This window comes from Acinetobacter lwoffii, from assembly GCF_024129855.1.
Taxonomy (GTDB): domain Bacteria; phylum Pseudomonadota; class Gammaproteobacteria; order Pseudomonadales; family Moraxellaceae; genus Acinetobacter; species Acinetobacter lwoffii_L.
Genome location: NZ_JAMXXC010000004.1, coordinates 1 through 22,934 on the forward strand (window position 1 = coordinate 1; position 22,934 = coordinate 22,934).

The following is a 22,934-nucleotide window of genomic DNA, read 5'->3' on the forward strand; positions in this document are numbered from 1 at the left end:
TGGTTGTACGATAAGTTTTAGGAGTAGGTTTATTCATTTTGAAATTATAGGACTGAATAAACCTTATAGGCTAGGTTTGTGCAACAAAGCCAGCAAAAGTTACTCTTGCAGAGATTCCATTTGTGCGAATGCGAAATATGGTTGATCCAAGCTTTATAAATCAGATGGAAAGAAAGTCTTTTAGTAAGACTATTGCATTATTAAATACTTATAAAAATACAAGCATTAAGGTCCAAATAATATTTAATAAAAAATGTATTTTAGTAAATGGTATAGAGATTAAACTTCCACCGAAAGAACTAGCATTTTATCTTTGGTTATCTCAACAACCTGAAAGAAGAATTAATATTACTCGGCAGTTTTGTGCTGATACTAAATATAGCGCTTCTTACTTGAAAATGTATTCAATGGTTTCTAGCGATAGTCGAGTATTTACTTCTTTTAATGTTGATAGGGAAATGGTTGAGCAGTGTTCTGCCGAAACTTTGTCAAAATTAACAGATATAAGGCCATTCGAAAAAGATTGGCTTCAGCAAATTCGTTCTAAAATTAATGGACAATTTAAAAAATGGCTTGAAGCGATTGTGGTTGAAGCTATTGAGATAGGGAGTAATGAGTACAATACACAGCAACATGAGGTTTGTTATTTTATGTCTGAGACTGTAATCATTGAATGTTAGATAGATTAAGAAATAAACAATCCAATAGGTTTAATTTTTATTTAAATTATATGATAAAGGTAAGTTAATGCAAAAAGATAAATGTGTTATTTGTACTATAGGTACTTCTATTGCCAATGGTTGTGAGTTGCAACTTGAATACTTTAATCCAGGTCATGCATGGGAAGAGGATACAAAAATATTTGAGCAACAAATAAATCTGCGTGTTACAGGACTTAAAAACACCATACATAAAATATCTGCCGAGATTAATTCTCTTGAACGATTAGGTTTGACAACAATGAGTAAAGTGGTTTTGCTAGCAGCAGATAATGCGGCGAGTAAAGCTTGCGCTAATGAATTAAAAAAAAATATTGAACAAATTTTTGGTCTTGCGAAACAAAATATTGAAATTAAGCGTATTAAGGGGCTACAAGTACATGATGTAAAATCATTAAAAGAACAAGGATTTCGTGAGTTAGTCACCACAATATTGGCTTATTTAACGGATGATAACCTAAATTACCAATATGATTTGATCTTAAATCCAACAGGTGGCTATAAAGGAGTGATTCCATTTGTAACAGTATTAGGGATGTTATATGGAAAACGTAGTGTATATATATTTGAACATGCGGAACAATTGATTAATCTCCCCCCCCTGCCATTTAGTTTTGACATTGATATTTACAATCGTGTTGTGCCGGCATTGAAGCGTATTGATGAGCAAACGGCTATAGCTGAGCAAGAATATTACGCTTGTATTATTGATTATACTGAGCAGGAAAAACCGCTATTTACTTCATTTATTGAGCCTATTGGCGATAATATGGTAACGATTTCTCCTCTTGCTGAAGTACTTTTATCGATAGAGAATCGTAATTCCTATCCTATAGTTAGCCAGAATGTGATAGATGAACTCCAATATGATAATACACAACCAGCGTTAGCTTTAAAGCGATTAATTAAAAATAGTGTGAATCCATTATGGCGTAATCAACATAGTGAAAAATGGCATGAAACTAATTTAATCGTGATTAAGCAAAATGCTACTGCTGAACGTTTAGCTGGTTTTGTCAAAAATAATGCTTTTTATGTAGCTTATGCTTTTCGAACACATGAAATTTATGAGCGTGATTTACCAAAATATGATGAGAAAATGGCAAAAAATCTTAAGTATCAGCAATGGGAAATAACTGAAAATGTAGGCAAGTCACAAAGTAATGATATGGATTTATTAAGGGAAAGAGATCAATTGCTCATTGAAAATCGGTATTTAATAGAAAAAATTAAAACTCTAGAAGAAGTAATGGACAATAATGACTTGGATAAATTAGAGGAAAAAGATCAGCTTGAAGTGCTTAATCAAAAAATAATAGAGTTAAGTCAATGTATAGTAGACACTAAATTAGAATTAGAACAACAAAAAACACACGCTGAAATAAATTATCAAGCATTGGAAAAACAACTTGCTGAACAGCAGAAATCCACTAAAAAATTAATATCCAAAGGTTTCTTCTCAAGACTTTTTTATGTAGTTAAAGGAGGGAGGTAATTTGGTAATCCCCCCTAAAAATCAACAGTAAGAATCTATCGTTATGAGTGAAATATTACAGTGAATTATATAGTTGGCAAGCTTGCTATTGAAGAATTTTTATTTAAATATGATATTGTAAATTTACACAGAAATTGTAAGTGAAGATAGCAGTTTGTTTAAGCATAGTTTACTAAGAGTTCAGGTGGTCAGACGTAGCTGTGTTAATACATGTGCTTAATTATTTGTTAATTATATATTTAAGATAATAAGAGGATAAATTATGGCTGGATTTAACCCTGCTAATTTTACAGTTGCTAAAGCAAAACCTTTGCCAGTATTACTACTGTTAGATGTCAGTAGTAGTATGGGGGGGGAGAGTATTAAAAAACTTAATATTGCTGTAAAAGAAATGATTTCAGACTTTGCCAGTGCAGAAAAAAATGAGGTAGAGATCTTAGTTTCAATTATTACTTTTGGTGCAAAAGTTCTCCTTCACACACCTTATACTTCAGCCAAAGATATCGAGTGGCAAGACCTTACAGTAAGTGGTAGTACCCCAATGGGTACAGCTTTTTCGATGGCAAAAGCAATGATTGAAGACAAGGAAACAACGCCATCACGTGCATATCGTCCAACAATTGTTCTAGTTTCAGATGGTGAACCAACTGATTCTTGGCAACAACCTTTACGTGCTTTAGTTAATGATGGGCGCTCAAATAAGTGTGACCGTATGGCAATGGCAATTGGTGGTGCAGCTTCTAATACCGTACTTAACGAATTTATCTCGGGTACAGAGAATAAAGTATTCACAGCTCAAGATGCTTCACAAATTCAAGAGTTTTTTAAATTTGTGACCATGTCAGTTACTACTCGTACCAATAGTCAAAATGCCAATGTTGTGCCTAAACCAGAAGAAATAGAGCAATTGGTTAAGCAAGAGCAAAATCAACAGCAAGAAGAGTCAGATGAGTTTATCTAAGCTTCACTGCATTATCGATTGTTCTGGAAGTATGGTGGAGTATGGTAAGCCAATGTTGTTGGTTAACTTAGTACGCTATATCAGGCAATTTACTGAGCAACATGACACCAATATATGTTATTTCAGCTGGCAAGAGAATATTACACAACTTCATTGGTCAGTTGGAAGTGATGTTGAATTACCTAGCACTAGCGGGGAGGGGAATGTTGATGCACTTTGTAAGTGGATTGAAAGAAACCCAGACGTCAAATTTTTGCTATTGACAGATGGTTACTTTAAGTTAAATGCACAACAGCGGTTTCAATTAAGCCAACTCGATCATTTATATCTGATAGGTGTAGGTGGTGATGCGGATCTGCCACACTTAAATACGCTATCTAATAATTGCTATCGTGCAGAACAATTAGATCAAGTTTTACATATGATTTTGCGATCCGAAATTGTAGCCATGATTCCATCGCGCAGAGTTGATTTAACTCATATTATTGAAAATGAATCGAATGATGATGACTGGTAATAGTTTAGTATGGCGAGGTTTCAGTGGTACCGAAATAGGGCCGTTTCATCAACGCCTTGGATTACCTAATCAAGATGCTTGTCACTTAGAACTTGATAATGAGTTGGTCTTGATTGCTGTGTCTGATGGTTTAGGAAGTAAGCCTTTATCTCATATTGGTTCTCAAGCGGTATGTCGAGCAGTAGTGAGAGTTGCTCGACACTATATGAGTACATTAGTAATTGAACCATTATCTGTTATTGAGTTGTTTCATAGTTTTTGGTTAGAAGAGCTGAATGGGGCTGAAGTTGAACAATGTAGCTGTACAGCACTCTTCGCTATTGTATTTGGAGATAGTACTTTTATTGCTCACATTGGGGATGGTGATTGCTGCATCATTACGTCGGTTAAAAATGAGCAACAGATCCATTTTTTAACTGATAAAGATGAAAGTTTATTTGCCAATCAAACATACTCATTAGGTAAAAAAAATCAGGTTGAAAAATGGAAATTTTGTGTACAGCCAACTGTAGAGTTAGAGGCTTGCTTTTTAGTTACAGATGGGATTGCTGATGATTTAGCTTCTGAGCATCGTATTGATTTCTATCGTGAACTGTTGAACCAATATCGTCTGTTATCAGATATTGAAGTTACTTTAGATGTAAAGCATTGGATAAGCGATTGGCCGGTGACAGGTCATAGCGATGATAAGACTATCGCTGCTTTATATCGTTAATCATTGTTGGATATATGTTTGAGTGCTCTAGTTAAGAGCTACAGGGGAAGCTTTATATGCAACAGCAAAAAGAACAAAAACTTACTCGGGTGAAAGATCAATTATCTCAATGGCATGAGCTGAAAAAAGAGTTAGGAAAAGGTGGACAAGGGGTTGTATATAGAACAGCAGATTCCGAGTTGTTAGTTAAAATGCCACTGAAAAATGGTAAAGAATTAACGGATAAGGAAGAAATCAATCATTTTCAAAAGCGGTTTGAAAACCTCTATCTGTTGCCATTAACCAATAAAATGCATATTACGAGACCACTTTATTTGCTTGAAGGGCAGGCTGGTTATGTGATGCAGATGATGCAAGATATGCAACCGATAGGAAAATGGTTGCCGCAAATTTTGAATAAGCAACTTGCTAAAACTTTCACTCGTCCTAGTTGGTTGAGTGAGGAAGTTCCTTTAGAAGTTGCTTACTCATTGGCTATGTATGCTAACACTGGCGGTACTAAGAGAAGATTAGAACTATTGAGCCAGACTTCTATCGAGTTATTAAGATTACATAGTGTAGGAGTGATATTTATGGATATTTCTCCAGATAATATTTACTGCTCAACTAAGCCAGAGCATAGTGAAGTGTGGATGATAGATGCGGATAATTTGCGCTTTGAAGGGGTAAGTTCGAAGTCTGGTGTAATCACTCCACAATATGGTGCACCGGAGATAGTTAAAGGTATTGATGGTGGTAGAGTTGTTAGTGATACTTACTCATTAGCATTATTAGCATTTAAAATTCTCACGATGTCTAATGCTTTTGAAGGACAACTTTTTAGTGATGTCGTAGGTGATGAAGATGACTGGGCAACAGACGATTCAGAAAGTAGTAAGCCTAATTTAGAAGTTCAAGCAGCACAAGGCGAGCTTCCGTTTATATTTGATGCTGAAGACAATAGTAATTCACGAGTCAATGGATTACCTGCTGAATTGGTTTTAACACCCGATGTACTATATTTTTTTCAAAGAATGTTCGGAAAAGGACGTAAAGAGCCTTGGCAACGTCCGAGTCTTCACTCATTACCGAGGCTATTGGCTAAAGCAGCAGATAGTTCTATTCAATGCCATTGTGGTATGAGTTTTTATTATCAATCTACAAATGATACACAGTCTTGTCCATATTGTAATGAACATCATTCAAAACTTTTGGTCGCTACTAGTTATTTTTATACATCAGAGGGGGTAAGTGATCCAATTTGGACTTGGGTTACTCCTTTTATTGATGGTCAAAATATCCAACTACCACGGCGGATATCTGGTGATTTTGATATAGATCAACACAATATGCCAATGATTGAGGTGAATCAATTTGATCGGGATAGGTTTCTCTATGTTTCAGCAGAGGATGTACGAGTAGATATTCTGGATAATAATCATGTTCAGCAATTAACGAACCAATGGTTTTTGAATGAGCAGCAGATAGAGGAAGGTGTACAGTTATATCTACATGCTCCTTACTCGGTAATTATTGAGATTAAGGTTAAGGAAAATAATGCGATTCAAACAACTCAATATTGAAATAAATCATCTTTTTTGGATAGAACCGCTAGATAGTAAAGGAATTTCTTTTAAACAAGGAGATTTAGGCCAGTTACGTTTGAGTTCACGAACGGGTCAGTTACAGCTAGTTATTCATGGAAAATTATTTACGATTACTTTGCGTGAGCCTATTTTATTTAATGAGATAGTACTTGGGTTTGATCGAGCGAATGCTAATCTGATTGAGATCAGTCGAGTACATCAACAAAAGGATTGGCCTAAAGATAGTGTACAGCTTGAGTTGGCAATGGTGTCCTTTAATGGTTCTGAAATTGAACTAGGCCCAATTGATATTGTATTAGACCCGAGAACATTAGAACAAGCAAAATCTGTAGGTTTAGGTGAGAGTTTCGAGACTATTCAAGTAGCGCTTGAACAATATTGTAGTTTTAGCCTATCTGATGAGTTAGAGCAACAGTATGCAATTGTGATGTTGGGAGAAAGCGCACTAGATCAACTTAAGTATATTGAAAAAAATGAAGATAATCATAATTTGACTAATAAAGAACCACAGCAAAAAATTAAAAATGGTCTAGTTTTATTGGGCAATAATTTGCAATTGGCAGTACAACAATATTCTGCAGTAGATTTTGATTATTTAGGGGTACGCAAGCTCGTGAGTCGTGCTTGTTCAACTTCAACACGTGCACTTCGTTTGGTGAGATTACAGCTCAGTTTTAGCGAACAACAAAAACAGGTGGCTTCTCTTGCTTCTCAGCAGATGCGTAAAATTATTACAAATCAAAAAGGATATTTAGCCACTTGGGATAAATATGGAAGTACAGAGGGTGAACAGTTACTTAAGCGTGCTAGAGAAATTGGTTGCATAGAAGTGATGCCTGAACAGTGTGAAGTCTATGGTGAGTTTGGTAGACAGATGTCTATTTATTTGAATAGAGATCTACGCACTTTATTAACAACTCAAGATGCATTGTTAATGATGAGCCCTGAAACCTCGGTTCCTTATCTCGAAGATCCTGAGATGGATTGGCAGACATTTAGTTCACAATTACTTGAGGACTATAAACAAAAAAAGGGCTTTGATAGCAATCTTTCAAATTGGGATCAACAATCTAATTCAGTGAGTACAGATGCTGAGTACCAAGATAATGTGGCATCAGTAGCTAATGAGCCAAGCCAAATTTTAAAAATTGTTAAAGTTGAGCAAAATCGACTTATTGTAGAAGGAGTTGATATACCGTCGACTAAAATGATTATTGTACAATCTATTATGGGTGATCAAGTGCAGATTGAGCGACGGATGGCAGCTCGTAATGCAATTATTGAGGGTAAAAGTGCGATGCCTCATTTAGGATTGCTTATCGAGGAAGATGCTAGATTACCAAGTGGACGTGTTCAGCGTCCTGAAATAAAACCATTATCGAGTTTTGTTAAAACTAAAATATTTCCTAAAAATCCACCAACTAAAACTCAAGAAAAAGCGATTAAACTTGCTTTGAATACTCCTGATATCATGATTATTCAAGGGCCACCAGGGACGGGTAAAACGACTGTTATCACCGCCATTATAGAACGTCTTAATCAGGAATTGGATAAGAGTAAGTCAATACAGGGTGATATTTTGGTTTCAGGTTATCAGCATGATGCGGTTGAGAATCTATTAAATCGTTTATCAGTAAATGACTTGCCTGCAATTAAATTTGGGCAGCGTTCAGGTGAGAAAGAACAAAATAATGCTACTGATATTAAATTAGATGAATGGCGATTGAAAACTGTTGGAAACATCTATCAGCATGTGCCTGAGTTGAAAGAAAGTATTGCTTATTTACAGCTTGAAAATGAAGCTATAGCGTATGCGACAACACCAAGTGACAGTGCAGCTTTACGATTAGTGAACAAAGCAAAAGCATTATTAATTGGAATACCAAATAGTGCTGAGTTGATAAGTTTATTAAAGATTCTTGGTACTGAACTGAATAGTCAGCATTTAGGTGAGAGCGATGGCATAAGATTTTTACGTGCATTACGGCTATCAAAACCAGCATTTAAGGATGATGGGGTGCAGAGAGTTGCAGCATTAATGGCTTGGTTGGATGAGGAAGAGATCACTATTGAGAAAAAGTATTTAGATATATTACAACAAGCTATGATTTGGCAACCAAAAAATAATCTAGATTTTTTACCTCAATTAAAAGAAGTAAAGCAACAATTATTAAAGCAGTTTACACCACGTCCTCAACTCAAACGCAACTTAGCTAGAGAAGATGTGAAGTTAGCAATACAACGTACACTTGATTTGCTGCAAGATCGTAGTCGTAATGAATCTAAAAATAGAGCCTTAATAGATTATTTGAGTGATTTAGAGGGTAATCCGCATCTAGTGCAAGAAGCATTAGCAGAATACAATTTAGTTTATGGGGCGACAACAGGGCAATCTGAGGGCGAAGTCATTCGTCGTTTTAAATCAAAAAGTGGCGATGGAAAAGGTTATCTGCAGTATAGCACGGTGATCATTGATGAAGCTGCTCGTGCTAGCCCCCGAGATCTGATGATTCCTATGGTGCAAGCAAAAGATCGTATTATTTTAGTTGGTGATCATCGTCAACTACCACATATTGTTGATGAAGCTTTATTGCAGCAGATGGAGCAGGAGTCAGATGATATCCATGCGGATATAAAAGAAAAATTTAATCAGCATATAACAAGTAGTATGTTCCAATATTTATTTCATCGTGCTAAGCAATTGGAGCAACAAGATGGCATTCCTAGAACGATCACGTTAGATGCACAATATCGTAGTCATCCTTTATTAGGACAATTTGCTAGTGATCAATTTTATAAGCTGTATGGGGAAGGGTATGAATCACCTCTACCAGCCAGTAAATTTTCTCATCAACTTGAAGGGATAGAAAATAAAGCAGCTATATGGATAGATGCACCAGCACGGCTGGGGAATGAGGATCGTAATGCCAGTAAGAGCCGATTTAGAAAGGCTGAAGCAGAGATGATTGCTAAGAAATTAAAGCAATGGATTGATAGTGAACAAGGTAAAAATCTTAGTTTTGGTGTGATTTCTTTTTATAAAGCTCAAGTAAATGAAGTAATGAAAGCACTTGCGAAATACCAAATTACTGAACAAGATGAAGCCGGAAATTATGTTGTTACTAAACACTATCAAATGCTTTTTGATCATGCAGGCAAACCTATAGAAGAGCGTCTACGGATTGGTACTGTAGATTCTTTTCAAGGTATGGAATTCGATGTAGTCTTTTTATCAATGGTTCGTTCTCAATCACAAAACTCACAATTTCTGAAAGATCTTAATTTTTCAGCAAAGCAACAACAACAAGTATTTGGTCACCTGATGTCTAAAAACAGATTATGTGTATCTGTAACACGACAGAAAAAGGCATTGGTTCTTGTCGGTGATAGTCAGTTGATTCAAGCACCCATAGCGGAACAGTCAGTACCTGAATTAAAAGCATTTTATGAGCTGTGTAAGAATCATGCGCAAGGAGTATTGCTTACATGAATCTACATATCCCTAAATTATTTAAAGTATTGCATCAGCCACACTCTATTGCTCAATATCATGCTAAAGCGACGCAGGATATTTTATGGCCATGCTTACGTTTTGCGATTTCATTACAAGCGAAAGCAGATCAAGACTTAAATCTATTTGAGAGTACATTATTACGTTTATTAGCTGAGGGAGAAAGTGATCTAGAGAGATTAAGCCAAAAAATGGGGCTTACGAATGAGGATGGCAAGTCTAGCCTTGTAGAGTTTCTAAGCCTTAAATTACAGCAATTAGACTTAATCACCGATAGATTGAGATTAACACCTGTAGGTGAACAAATCCTTGATCAAATTAATAATAATCAAACACAGGTTATTGGTGCAAGTATATATTTTGATTTGATTAATCACTGTTGGTTGCCAATAATCACTCGTGGTGAAATAACATCAATTAATGTTGAAGCAAATGATGACGGCTTAGTTGAGTTTTGGCAAGGGACTGTAGGTAATCCTACACCAATAAGAGCAATCCCCTTGTTTAGTGAAACAGTTTCTAAAAATGCGCCTAATGAGCGTGATGTAATTGATATTATTAAACGTTTTCGTCAACAAAAAAAGAAAATGGAATTGTCTTTTGGTAAAACTCGTAACGATGGTTTTGTTACAACTAAGGGGACTATTTCAGTAAATTCGGATGGTGAATTAGTTTATCTACATTGCTATGCTTTTATGGTGTCTGGTACATATTCCTTATATGTAAGTGATGGTTTTCGTTCAGGTATTCAGGATAGATTTACGAGAGGTTTTAATAATAGGAAAAATCATGATAGTAATTTATCTATTAAAACAGCATATGAAATCCTATATCAAAAAAGCCGAAAAAACTATCCACTTAAGGGTATGCAAAAATCAAAATCACTAGCTAAGCTTTACGAGGAGTTAAAGAACAGCCAAGTAAAAAATTCTATCGATCAGTCTGAATACGAAAATAATTTATTATCTTTTGTGAGTAAGAGCTATTACGAGATTGAGAAAATGCTAGCGGAATGTTATGCATTTTCTAAGCTTGAACGCTGTATTTCTGAACTTTCGAGCGATCCACAACGCAATGCGAATGAAGCAGAGAAAATCGCATTACAGATAGGTTTTAAGTTTAAAGATGGCAAGCTTGTTAATAAATTACTAAAGACAAATAAGGGTAGTATTATTTATCTCAAGGCAGAGCAACCTGAAATGTCAGCCTTATTATTTTGTCATTTGCTTTTAGCAAGGAATGATGAACAGCAACCCATGAGAGGGCTCGCTAAAGCCTACCCAGAGTTATTAAATGATATCGCTAAATTGCGCCGTTGGCGAAATCCGATTGATCATCAGGATGCGAATACTGTGCGTAATGAACTTGGTTTTGAGCAAATTGAATTTATTCATCAGCTTGTAGAGCGAATACGTGAAATTGTATCAGATTGGTTGAAGAGTAATGATAATCAAGTATCAGAGCAAATTACTCCTAATTGGCTTAAAGAGGATATCCGAAGTGAAGCTAACTATAAGTTAAATCAGCATTTTGGAATAATGCGAAGCGTAATGAATGAGCGTGTTTATCAAGGGTTATTTGATGCTTTAGTATTTGCCAATTTAGAGGATGCTAGAGATAGAACAAATGCTTTAGCAGGTGCCTTACAGCATGCTTTCTATCAAGCGTGTCAGTCCCTCGATGTAAATGAAGCAAACGACATCGAATTTATAAAAAGTCAGTTAGTAACTTTAGGTGCTAAACAAATTAGCAAAACTAACTCAAATAAAGTGCAGCAGTCACTTAATGGTTGTAATACAACTCTTGGTGCAAATTTTATTGCTTTTTGGGCACAGATTACCGATCAGCAGAGAAAAGAATTTCCATTTGCTGAGAAGTTAATCACAGCGATAGATTATTTAATCAAGATACGGGGGCATTCTGGTCCAATTTTAGGTCAGCATGAAACTTTAAAAGAAATTGAAAAAGCGGTATTTAAATTAATTAAGATTTTAATGGAGCAATATTGTGGATAAAAAACAGCAACAGCATGACAAAGATCAGGTTGAAAATACTCAGATGTTATCAGGGCAAAAAGAAGAGCTGGCAAAGCAAAAGCTAGAATTAATAGAAGGGCAAAAAGAAGTAGAACGCCAACTTCAATTTGTGAAATTGCGTGAACAGGCTGCTATTAAAAAGGAAGAGGATAATCATGCTCGTAGTCTTGAACTTGAAACACGCCATCAACAGCAAGAGGTTCGGCAGCTAGAAATAGAGCAAGGTTTACCGGCTCTTCGAGACAAAATTTTTGCGGAGCGTGATCAACAACTTGCAGATTCAAAACTACAGTTGAAACAACAGTTACAAGATGTAGCAAATCAACAGCAGCGGTTAGAAGCAGAACGTGAGCGACTTGATCGAGTGCAAGAAATCGTTGATGGTGATTTTGCAGAGCAAAGAGCTAATTTGCAGAGAGAATTACAACAGAAACGCTCTGAAGCAAGAGCTGAATTAGATAAGGAGATTCAAGAGCAGCGTGAAAAATGTTTTAAGGTGCTTGAAACAGAGATTCAGCAGCGTCGAGATGATCTTGAAAAAAGCAAACAAGAGTTTGATAAAAAGCAAGCTAAGTTAATTACTGACCAAAATGATGTAAAACTTGATCGAGTAAAAGTCGATGCATTACAAGATTCTCTTGAGCAAAAAATTGCAGAACGTATTCAGACCCGTTTACAGGAGTTTGAACAAAATGAGAAACAGTTTGAATCAGATAAACAGCGTTTGTTAGATCGTATTAAACAGCAAGAAGAATTGTATAGTGCCTATGATGAGCTTAAAAAACTGTTAGGTGACCGCTCAGCAGAGGAGGTGTTGCACGATCTTACGACTAAGAATGAAGAGTTAAAAGTATTGCGTGAAGAGCTCCAACGCCTAAGTCAGGAACCAGAGCAATATTACGATAACCATCGTGCTGAAGTTGCAAAGCTAGAGCAAGCTAATCAGAAGCTACAGGACGAAAAACGCGAACTGCAACGAAATTTGGATACTCAAGAGCAGTTAGAATATGACCAAGAACGTTTGCAAACTAAGTTTAATAGTCTTGAAGTAAGATATGAGGCAGTTATTGCAGATAATAATAAATTAAAAGAGACCTTGGATCGAGTTAGTCCATCTTATAAAGATCCAGCAGATATTAAGGCACGGCTTAGAAATATTAAGCGTCCTCATATTGAAAAGTTTGTGCCACGTCGTCAAGAAAAATCTATTAATGAACTAGACTGGCTTGAAACTATTCGGTCAAAGATTGATGACTATGGGCTACATTTTTCAAACCGTATTTTATGTGCCTTCCATACAGCACTCAAAATTGCTGAATGGTCACCTTTAACAGTCTTAGCCGGTGTGAGTGGTACAGGTAAATCTGAGTTACCTAAGTTATATAGCCGTTTTGGGGGGATAAATTTTATTAATGTGCCTGTACAACCAAATTGGGATTCACAAGAATCAATGTTGGGCTATTTTAACTCGATCAGTAATAGTTATGAAGCTCAACCGATGCTGAATTTTCTTGTACAAAGTCGTGAGAAGTTAATAACAGACAGTGAAAACTCAGAAGATAATTATAATGGTCTTGAAGATACTGTAAGTTTGGTATTACTTGATGAAATGAACCTTGCTCATGTTGAACTTTACTTTGCCGACTTTCTGAGTAAGTTAGAGCAACGCCGTGCTGCGAAAAATAATGATCTACCTTACATCGATATTAATTTAGGTTCTAATATAGATCCTTATAAATTATCTCTTGGTCGTAACTTATTGTTTGCAGGTACTATGAACCAAGATGAAACGACTAAATCATTATCAGATAAGGTGATTGACCGAGGTACTTCAATCTACTTCCCTCGTCCAACTTCATTGCATCGTCGTGAAAAACTTAGAGCATTGCCTGAACAAGCAAATTTACTCCCAATGAGCATTTGGTGGGGTTGGATTAATAAACAAAGTAGCTTATCAGATGAGATTGTAAAACCTTATAAGCAATTAATTGAAAATATTAATAATTGTTTGGGGGCTGATGGGAAAGCATTAGGACATCGTGTTTGGCAATCAATTGAATATTATATGGTGAATCATCCATTGGTTATAGGATTGGATGCACAGCAATACCCTGATGAATATAAAGAGGCGCTAAAGTTTGCCTTTGAGGATCAATTAGTACAGAAGGTAATGCCTAAATTACGTGGGATAGAGACACGTGGATATGCCAAACAGCATTGCTTAGATCCAATTCGCGAAATTTTAGTTAAAGAAAAGTTAGATATTCTTGATGATTTTGATAAGGCGATGCGTATAGGACATGGGCAATTTAATTGGGTAAGTGCAGATTATTTGAACAATGAACAGAGCAATGAACGCTATCAAGAACTATTTAAGCTAGCAACCCCTACGGTGTCATCAGATCAAAAAACTAATGTTCAGCAAGAGTCGGTACAAGGAGTCTAAATGATCAACTTTGCAAATGAAAAGTTGAACGACTTTGGGCAACTATACGGTCGCTATACAGCACAGGAATTTATTGCACAGCAATTATTACAGGGACAGCATTTCTACTTGGTTAATCTTACCTTTGATCCGCTCACAGGTGAAGCATTACCACAACGAATGAGTCATTGGTTAAGTCACGATGGCCATGCACTCGAAAATACTGAATTACAGGATCGTTTTACTTATCTAATTGATCATGCTGTTGATGCTATTAACAATATTCTGATTATGCCTCGACAAACGATTAATAGAGTTCATGAGATGACCCCAGTTTACTTAGCACAACGCCTCGATAGCCGTTCTTTGCAGTGGTTAAGTCGTAAACCTGGCAATAATCTGCGTGAAAAATTAGCAGCTAATCCGCATATTTTAGCTGCTACGCGTAAGATGAGCTTTGATACGCTTGAAAATCGTTTGTTAAAAACATTCTTAATTCGTGCTTTAGGTTTACTCTTAGATCGGCAAGCAGCGAATTTCAAATTAACAGAGCAGCAAGAGACTTTTATTGATTCAATACAGAAAATTTTACGACAGGAGGAGTTTTTTGCGATTAAACCATGGCAGCATATGCCACCTAACAATGTATTATTACAAGATAAACAATATAGAAAAGTTTGGCGATCATGGCGATTGTTAAATCGCCTAGAAGATGATTGTGAATGCCAACAAAAAAATGGTATCGCTTCTGGTTTTAATCTATTTAGTGAATTACTTAAGCAACTCGCAAGTATAGAAAATTGTCTAGTATTAGATCAGGCTTGGGACTTTAAGCTTGATGATTTATCAGCAAGCCCAGCTGTTAAACATACGGAAGAAGAAAATTTAGTTGAGGTTTTGGTTCTCGATCTTGGTAATAATGTAGCAAAGAGTTGTGCAAAAATAATGCCTCATGCCGAATTGCTATTGTCACTCACAATTGATGGTGATATCCAAATACAGCGTCGAGTGAGAGCAGAGCAAACACAGACTTGGCGAATAGAGTTCCGATGTGTAGATGGTTTGATTGATTTAAAAGTCAATTCTAATGTTGATAGTGCTGATTTAAATACTTCTTGGCAAAGAGCGATGCCAAGAAATTTTTCTAGAGTGGCTAAAAGACTTGTTAACGATTTACTACAAGGTGATAGAGGACTTAAGCTGAAGAAAAATCCACAAGTTCAGATATCGAGTGACTTTGTCTCAGTAATGTTTGATGGTGCTAGTTATAAATTTAAAAGTAATGATAAAGTAGGTTGGATAGGACCAAATTTTCTTGATGCATCAGGCTTAGACTGTAGTCAAAGCCTATCATTATCAGATCATGAATGTGTATTTAGCACGAAAGAATTAGCTCAGGTTAATAATAGTGATCTCTATAATTATCAGTTGAATAGTTTTGCAACGTTATTAACGACTCAAATTCGAGTAAATAAAGGGATGCATTACTTGGTGAGAGATCACCATAGTGACTTTGAAACGAGTGATTTACGCCGAGAAATTAATCGTAATTTTAGTAATGTAAATCCATTACCAATAAGTATTGCAGCAGTCTATGCTTTATTGGATAAAAAAATTTTTAAACCTAATGATTTGATTATGGTATTAAGTTCAGACCAAGTCGGTATTTATGCTACGCCTGTATATTATCGTTGCGGCGAACAGATTGGAGAGACTTACCTTGAAAGGCACCCATCTATTAAGCTTTCTCAACAAGGTGAACAACAGTTATTACAGCAAGCCTTAGTTAATTCTGGCTTACCTCATCATATAGCGAAGAAATTTATTCAACTCTATAGTTATAGCGAAATAGTGTTAAATAAGGCACAGCTAGTACTACATGATGGTGAGAACTGGTATCGTGTACCAGCTGGAATTAAAGTAGAAAATATTGATATTTTTGATGTTTTATTGAAAGAAACCTCTGTATTACAGAAAAAAGAAGAAAAAACATACTTTCTTTCAGTTTCTACAGCAATCAAACAACAAAATGGAATCAAATCTACACAGTGGTTAGCTAGTGATCCTCTTTTAGGGTCACAAATTTTATTAGAAAAGCAATTTTTAGCGCCACATAAGATCTTTTGGAAAGATCATTTGCCTCCATTGATGGCCCGTTTACCCGTGCAAGGTATTGAGCAAAATTTTTACTTTGTTGATACTCGTACTTCGGTTAAACCAGAGCGTGGTGTTGCGATCAATATTCCAATAGAAACTCCCTTTACGTTGCCACCAGATAAGGAAGAGATACGTTTTACTATTTATCAAGGTAAAAATAGTCATAAACAGATATTTTCATTACTGTTATCGCTAAGACAACCACTTAAAATGCCCTGCGACTGTAAACTAACACTCACTTATACTTATGGCGATGAACAACCCTATAAATTACGTTTTTCTCCAATAGGTGAAAAAAAACCTTTTCATCATGTGGATGCACAATGGGGTAAAAAGATTGATGATAATGAAAGTAAAGTAGTTGCGATTCCTATTTTTCCTGAGAAAGTTACATTCGAAAAACTATTTACCTACCCTGGTAAAGAAAGGGAAACTAATATTATTGAATGGATTGAACGGAATTTAAATCAACTTGATGATATATATCATCTTAAATTACATGGACGAAATTCAAAAAGGTTTGATTTTAATTACCAAGATATTAAATGGGTTTCTGCTAAGGATTTTGGATTTTATGAATTGCATCCTCAGCATAAAAGCATTTTTGTACATAAAAGCAAATTTAAAGATTTAGATGTAGAAAAACAAATTTTTTCTGCTGATGTATTTACTAAAGAGGGGAGATCTTCGTTAGAAAATATCGGTGAGCAAGGAGAAATCTCAGAATACGATCTAAAAGGCCTGTCAAAACGTTGGCGTTTTCCTATGCTCATTTTTAGTGACCAATCCCGTTGTTTTAATGATGCAGCAGAGTTGTCAACTGATTTCGCCCGTTTAGGGACTCAGGCCATAAAACAGGCTCAAGATTTATTAGTAACTCAGGGCATTAATACAACTCTTGAAAGCGAACTTAAAATGTTCTTGAGTTACTGCCATAAATTAATGCCGCCTCTTGCAGTAAATGATTTATTACAAGCTTCTCAGGATAAAAATTTACTCCGTAATGAAGATACACGATTTAAGTATGCTTTAGGTGATGTAAGTGAATTATGGCAACAACAATTACTTGAAAACCTCTTAGCACCTAGTGATGATACAGGAGGTACACGTGCAACTACGCTTGAAATTTTATCCGTAGCTATGTGGCGTGATAAAGCAGTGATTCATCGTTTAACAGCAGAACAAGTAATTACACTGACTTATCGATTAAATGAGCATTTACTAGAAGAGATTAAATGGCTTAAAAAAGAAGATAAGTTCTTTAAATGGAATTCATTTATTTTACGACTAGAATTGCTATTAGCACTATTACGTACGCGAGAAAGCCAAGATCCAAATATACGTTCGCTGTTTGCGCTTAATAGCGATTTAAGTACACAACTCTTAAGTACAGTTGAAAAAATGACTGATAAACAAGGTGAGGCACTCGCATATCAGCTTGAACAACCTAAAGTAGTAGCTAGAGTTAAATTAGTTGTAAATAAACCAGAGGGCTATCATCGTACACCAGACTTACTATATGCATTAAAACTTTATCTATCAGGGGATGATGGAGCAGATCAAATCATGATTACTGAATTAGTTAATAATGCCTGATAATTATTAGGAAGAATAAATTTTACATGAATGACATGAGTATTACAAAACCCATTGATAAATTATTAACAGCGCTAACTGCCCCGACGAGTTTAGCTGAAATCGCCAAACGGTTAGTCCCAAATGATGCTTTACAGGCTGCTGACTACCATTTTTTTCAGATTAATAGTTTAAGCCATATTTCTGATGCACCTCGCCGAGAAGCACTAGAAAATGTTTATAGTAGTATTCGTTATCCTGGTGCTAGTGTAATTTATATACTCAAAGGAGATACACATGGTGTAACACTTTATTTGGGAATTGCACGTAACCATATGTATTCTAAACCTGTTATTTCTATATCTGATATCTCAGAAAGTATTTTAAAACCTAACTTTGAAGGAAACTTTAAAGGAAGTCACATACAGCAATTAACAGATAATGGCACAGAGCTAATTAACAAACTGCAGAGATACCGTCATGTAGGTGTCTTACAAGGAACAGTTGGTGATCAAGCTCAAGGAGAAAATGCTTTTTTTCAGGGCATTGATCGGTTAGTGGATGTGATGACGGGGAGTGATTTTTGTCTTGCAATAACAGCTTCTTGTGTTGCAATGGAACAATTGATGGAGTTAGAGCAATGGTTATATCGTGGTTATGAAGTGCTTGCTCCTCTTGCTCGAGTTTCACTTCAGCATGGGAAAACGAATGGTCGTTCTGTAAGTTGGGGTGAGAGTAAAGGAGAAAGCCGGGGAACAAGTTTTTCTACAAATAATAGTTATACAAAAGGTGGGAATGAAAGCACAACAAAATCTGCAAATAGAAGAGATAGCTCACAATCAGGAACTGAAGGTAGCTCACATTCCAACTCTGAAGGTGAATCGAAAGGAGAAAATGAATCAAAAAGTAGCGGAAGCAACTACAATGCTTCACTGAATCAAGGTGAAACACTAAATATATCTGAAGAACGCCACAATAGGCAAGCACAACAATGGTTGAGTTACTTAGATGAGGTCTTACTACCAAGAGTAGATTATGGCCGTAGTCGTGGCAGTTTTATATGTAATATAAGTTTATTGACAAATTCTCATCATAGCTTACTAAGATTAGGTGATGTTACACGCTCAATTTTTAGTGGAAATATGGGGAATCAATATCCATTACAAATGCTAGATATTTCAGCAGTACCAGAATGGGTTAGAAGTGTTAAAAATTTACAGATTCCAGTTATTTCTCGACATAGTAATGATCAAATATTAAATATATTCGATAGTTTAAAGTCACGTATTAATCTAAAAGGAAAAGTTCTGATGGGTGCATATGTTACACCAAAGGAACTAAGTTTAATTGCAGGCTTACCTCAGGAAGAGGTAGTTGGGATAGAACTTAAAGAGCAAGTGACATTCGGATTAAATCCACCAAAAGTAAGTGTTGTAGAGAGTTTACCATTAGGTAGTCTTGTACAATATGGTCGTATATTAAAAGATAAAAAAGTAGCTCTGAATAGAGATGATTTAAACAAGCATGTATTTGTTGCAGGTGTGACAGGTAGTGGAAAAACAACAACTTGTCATCATCTCTTACGAGAAAGCATGTCAAAATTTTTGGTTATTGAACCTGCTAAAACTGAATATCGCATGTTAATTGAAGAATATGATGATTTGCTTGTATTTACACCAGGACGTGATGATATTGCACCATTAAGATTGAATCCATTAGAAATGATGCCAGGAGAGACTATCTCAAGTCGAGTTGATATTATTAAGGCAAGTTTTTTGGCCTCATTTGATATGGAGGCCGCGATTCCTCAGGTATTAGAAGCTGCTGTTTATCGATGCTATGAAAAAATGGGATGGGATATTAATACTTCTAAACATCCTTTATATCCTGATCCTTTCGCCCCAGGTTGCTATCCATTCCCAATATTACGAGATTTGCTTGAAGCTTCAGAGCAAGTAGTTAAGGAACAGGGGTTTGATGAACGGTTACGTCAGGATTACATTGGTTCTATTAAGGCACGTTTACAAGGATTATTAGTCGGTGCCAAGGGGCAGATATTTAACACATTACGTTCTATTGACTTTAGTGAATTGATACATCGACCAGTTGTTATTGAGCTTGAAGAAATTCGCAACGGGGCTGAAAAATCGTTACTAATAGCCTTTATTATGACAAATGTTATTCAGGTATTAAAAAATGAACATCGTAAAAATCCAAATTTTCGACACTTAACACTTATAGAGGAAGCACATCATCTTCTCACGAAAGCAGATCCTTCAATGAGTAGTAATCGAAGACAAGCTGTTGAAATGTTTAGTGATATGCTCGCAGAAGTACGTAAATATGGTGAAGGTCTAATCATTGTGGATCAAATTCCTAATAAGCTTACGTCTGAAGTAATAAAAAATACCAATACAAAGATTGTTCATAAGTTATTTGCTGAAGATGATAAAGTTGCGATAGGTAATACTATGGCATTAGAACCATTGCAACAACAGCATTTATCTAGATTAGAAACAGGCCAGGCAGTTATATTTAGTCAAGGTTGGAAAAGCGCTGTGCTTACTCAAATTGAGCCTAATTCAACGACACAAGCAGATATTCCATTAGATGTAATTGAGCCTAAACTACGTTACCGTTCTTGGCGGTTCTATCAATTACTAAACAATCGACATGTACTACCACTAACAGCTCAACAATCAACACTAAGTATTGAACAATGGCAAGATCAATTATCGTTTAGTGCAGATATTAAAATATTGAGTGCTTATACAAAATACATGGAGGAGAGAAATGAGAAAAATCACCAACATCTAATATTAATGTTAAATATGGCTGTGAATCGTTTGGGTTCTGTATCAATGGTGATTGAACATCTACTTCATCATCTTTATATACCATCTCAAAGTGAATCTATTGTTCAGTGGCGGAGCAAATTGCAAGCTTGTTATCCACTCTTATGTGATAAGGATCATGCTAAAGTAGTTAGCAAAGAAAATTTTCATACTAGTACAAGGAGAAAATATTAATGTTAGGTGGATTAATTAGTGCAGGAGCCTCCTTGTTATCTGGAGCAATAAGTGCAGTTGGTACAGCATGTTCTGCAATTGGTGGAACTGTTATATCTACAGGTCGCGTTATGATTGATGCAATCAATGGTGGGCTTCCAATGGTTGCAAGGATTTGTGATGCTGCACTTACAGTGGGTAAAGGGCTAGGAGTGTTTGCAACTGAACATAATGAAGTGGATATGTATGAACTTGGTATGCGTACTGAACGTGCAGTAGAAGAGGGCACTACTTCGGAGCAGTTTGATAACAACCAAGCATATATTGACTATTTGCGAGAAAAGATAACACTGAGTAATGAAGACAGAATAAATTTGAAAAATCTTTCAGATAGTGACAAGTTAAAGTATGCCTGTATTGGTAGTGCTATGACTATTGCCACTATTAAAGAAAAATATGAGATAGATATTCCTGAGACATTTTGGAGCATTACTACTGACCTTGGGATTCAACCTGAAAAGTTCAAACCAATGTTAGATATATTTGAAAATGCAAAATTACAACCTGATTTGAATGGTTTTATGAAGGGAGAGTTAAGTTCTGATTTGCAACGTAGTATTTATGATTTGATCGATGAGCGACTAAGTGGTGTATTGGGAAAAGAAATAGTTGATAAACTAATTTCTTGAATTTCAATAGATCGGTGACTATTCAAAAAATTTAAGTCAGGATACACCAGCTATTAGGTTCCAAGGCTGCATTTGATTTTTGATCTCTTGCGAAGTAGTACTTCTCAGGTAAATTGGTAGATTATTGTCATGCTCCAAATTAACTGATTAAAACTGGCCAATCCTTCAGCGTATAATTGATCGATTTGGAAGTGCCGTAACTTGATGGCGTCTTCAGCCTATATTGATGAAGCGCTAAAAAACTTTTAAAGAAATGTACTAAACCTTATTGATTTAGCTATGCAACATAATCTTCTGACAATTCTCGGGGTCGCTTTTTGATCTTTTGATCAAAAAATAGCATTATAAAATCAATATTTTATAAATTATTTAAAAAATGATGTACAATTTTAATTCAATGAAAACTAGATCTGGTTATTTTTGAGTTTTAATTAGCTAATTAATAAAATTAAGATTAAATATATAAAGGTTTATATGATTTTTTTATTTAAATTGAGAAATAACAAATGAAATTGACTGATCACTTATTATATATAGATATTACACAAATATGTGGTATTGGTTGTTCTTTTTGCATGTATTCTGACAAACATAAAGGTGGAGTAAATTTAACTTTAACAGAAAAAACAAAAAAAAATTTAAAAGGATTAATAAATGATAATGCTGTGAAAAAAATATCCATAAGTGGGGAAGGTGAACCTCTAAACAATATAGAAACATTCCATAGTATATTGGATTTTTCTCATAAAAAAAATGAGTTTGAATTTATTAGTAGCGGTTTTTTACCAAAAGAGTTGATGTATAAATTTTTTATTGATACTAATAATATCTTATTGAAATCTAAAAGCAGATGTAATATTAGGATAAGCTCTGACTCTTATCATCTTGAAAAAATAAAACATAGATCACATGGATTAAGCATAGATTGGTTTATTAAAAATCCTAAAAGTCTTCTATCTTTTTCATTTAGATCAATCGATACTGATAAAGAATTTACAAGAAATTTTTTAGTCACTGAGGCTATGAAATTTGGATACCACGCAAAAATAAAAGAAGTAAATAATTTAACCGATGAAATTATAATTAATGAAAATTACGTTTTTAAAATTGATTATAAAAACTTAGTAAAACCTGAAAATATAGAAAATAATAATTTTTTAGATTTAAAGGAGTATATTAAGGAAATAGAAATTAAAACAAATAAAAAATTTACTTTAGGTAGTATAAATGTTGAAAATAATGGTATGGATGTAACCATTAAGCCTGATGGCAGCATTTTTTTCTATGGAATTGAAAATATAAAACTAGGTAATTTAAACCTGGATGATATTGATTGGGGTGACTTGGAAGATCATGTTAAAAACAATAAATTAATTAATAATTTGTATAGGATTCCATTTATGGATTTAATAAAACCTATGGAAAAAAACTTGATTTTAAATGAAATTATACGAAGAAATAACAATCCTTATTGGGTAATGAAGGAGTTGGAAATGTATCCAGATATTTTAAAAGAGATTGCATCTAATGATTGATTCAC

The 22,934-nt window shown here is 35.1% G+C and carries 13 protein-coding genes; all 13 read left to right on the forward strand.

Annotated elements, in window-relative coordinates; all coding sequences use genetic code 11:
- Nucleotides 1-137: 137 nt before the first annotated feature.
- The 13 genes from NI465_RS04970 to NI465_RS05030 all read left to right on the forward strand — a co-directional run bounded on the left by NI465_RS04970 (nucleotide 138) and on the right by NI465_RS05030 (nucleotide 22,929).
- Entirely contained in the window at nucleotides 138-680 is a 543-nt protein-coding gene (locus tag NI465_RS04970; RefSeq protein WP_253144488.1) for a hypothetical protein, read from the forward strand.
- Nucleotides 681-747: 67 nt separating this feature from the next.
- Nucleotides 748-2,214, forward strand: a complete 1,467-nt coding sequence (locus NI465_RS04975; protein WP_074964456.1) for a putative CRISPR-associated protein — start codon at nucleotides 748-750, stop codon at nucleotides 2,212-2,214.
- Nucleotides 2,215-2,476: 262 nt separating this feature from the next.
- Nucleotides 2,477-3,175, forward strand: a complete 699-nt coding sequence (locus NI465_RS04980; protein ID WP_253144490.1) for a vWA domain-containing protein — start codon at nucleotides 2,477-2,479, stop codon at nucleotides 3,173-3,175.
- Nucleotides 3,162-3,692, forward strand: a complete 531-nt coding sequence (locus NI465_RS04985) for a hypothetical protein (protein ID WP_010111351.1) — start codon at nucleotides 3,162-3,164, stop codon at nucleotides 3,690-3,692. The genes NI465_RS04980 and NI465_RS04985 overlap by 14 nt, the downstream gene beginning before the upstream one ends.
- Nucleotides 3,679-4,407 (forward strand): PP2C family serine/threonine-protein phosphatase, encoded by a 729-nt coding sequence (locus NI465_RS04990; RefSeq protein ID WP_010111353.1) that lies wholly within the window; start codon nucleotides 3,679-3,681, stop codon nucleotides 4,405-4,407. The genes NI465_RS04985 and NI465_RS04990 overlap by 14 nt, the downstream gene beginning before the upstream one ends.
- Nucleotides 4,408-4,463: 56 nt before the next feature.
- Complete coding sequence (locus NI465_RS04995; protein ID WP_253144492.1) at nucleotides 4,464-5,969, forward strand: protein kinase domain-containing protein; 1,506 nt, start codon at nucleotides 4,464-4,466, stop codon at nucleotides 5,967-5,969.
- Nucleotides 5,944-9,483 (forward strand): DEAD/DEAH box helicase, encoded by a 3,540-nt coding sequence (locus NI465_RS05000; protein ID WP_253144494.1) that lies wholly within the window; start codon nucleotides 5,944-5,946, stop codon nucleotides 9,481-9,483. The genes NI465_RS04995 and NI465_RS05000 overlap by 26 nt, the downstream gene beginning before the upstream one ends.
- On the forward strand, nucleotides 9,480-11,519 hold the full coding sequence (locus tag NI465_RS05005) for a hypothetical protein (RefSeq protein WP_253144496.1): 2,040 nt from the start codon (nucleotides 9,480-9,482) through the stop codon (nucleotides 11,517-11,519). The genes NI465_RS05000 and NI465_RS05005 overlap by 4 nt, the downstream gene beginning before the upstream one ends.
- On the forward strand, nucleotides 11,512-13,986 hold the full coding sequence (locus NI465_RS05010) for a DUF8727 domain-containing protein (protein ID WP_253144497.1): 2,475 nt from the start codon (nucleotides 11,512-11,514) through the stop codon (nucleotides 13,984-13,986). Before NI465_RS05005 ends, NI465_RS05010 begins: the two co-directional genes overlap by 8 nt.
- The gene (locus NI465_RS05015; RefSeq protein ID WP_253144499.1) at nucleotides 13,987-17,718 is read left to right on the forward strand and encodes a DUF2357 domain-containing protein; all 3,732 of its coding nucleotides are present in this window, start codon (nucleotides 13,987-13,989) and stop codon (nucleotides 17,716-17,718) included.
- Nucleotides 17,719-17,744: 26 nt separating this feature from the next.
- Entirely contained in the window at nucleotides 17,745-20,726 is a 2,982-nt protein-coding gene (locus NI465_RS05020) for an ATP-binding protein (RefSeq protein WP_253144502.1), read from the forward strand.
- On the forward strand, nucleotides 20,726-21,394 hold the full coding sequence (locus NI465_RS05025; protein WP_010111364.1) for a hypothetical protein: 669 nt from the start codon (nucleotides 20,726-20,728) through the stop codon (nucleotides 21,392-21,394). The genes NI465_RS05020 and NI465_RS05025 overlap by 1 nt, the downstream gene beginning before the upstream one ends.
- 506 nt (nucleotides 21,395-21,900) lie before the next feature.
- Nucleotides 21,901-22,929 (forward strand): 4Fe-4S cluster-binding domain-containing protein, encoded by a 1,029-nt coding sequence (locus tag NI465_RS05030; RefSeq protein ID WP_253144504.1) that lies wholly within the window; start codon nucleotides 21,901-21,903, stop codon nucleotides 22,927-22,929.
- Nucleotides 22,930-22,934: the final 5 nt, after the last annotated feature.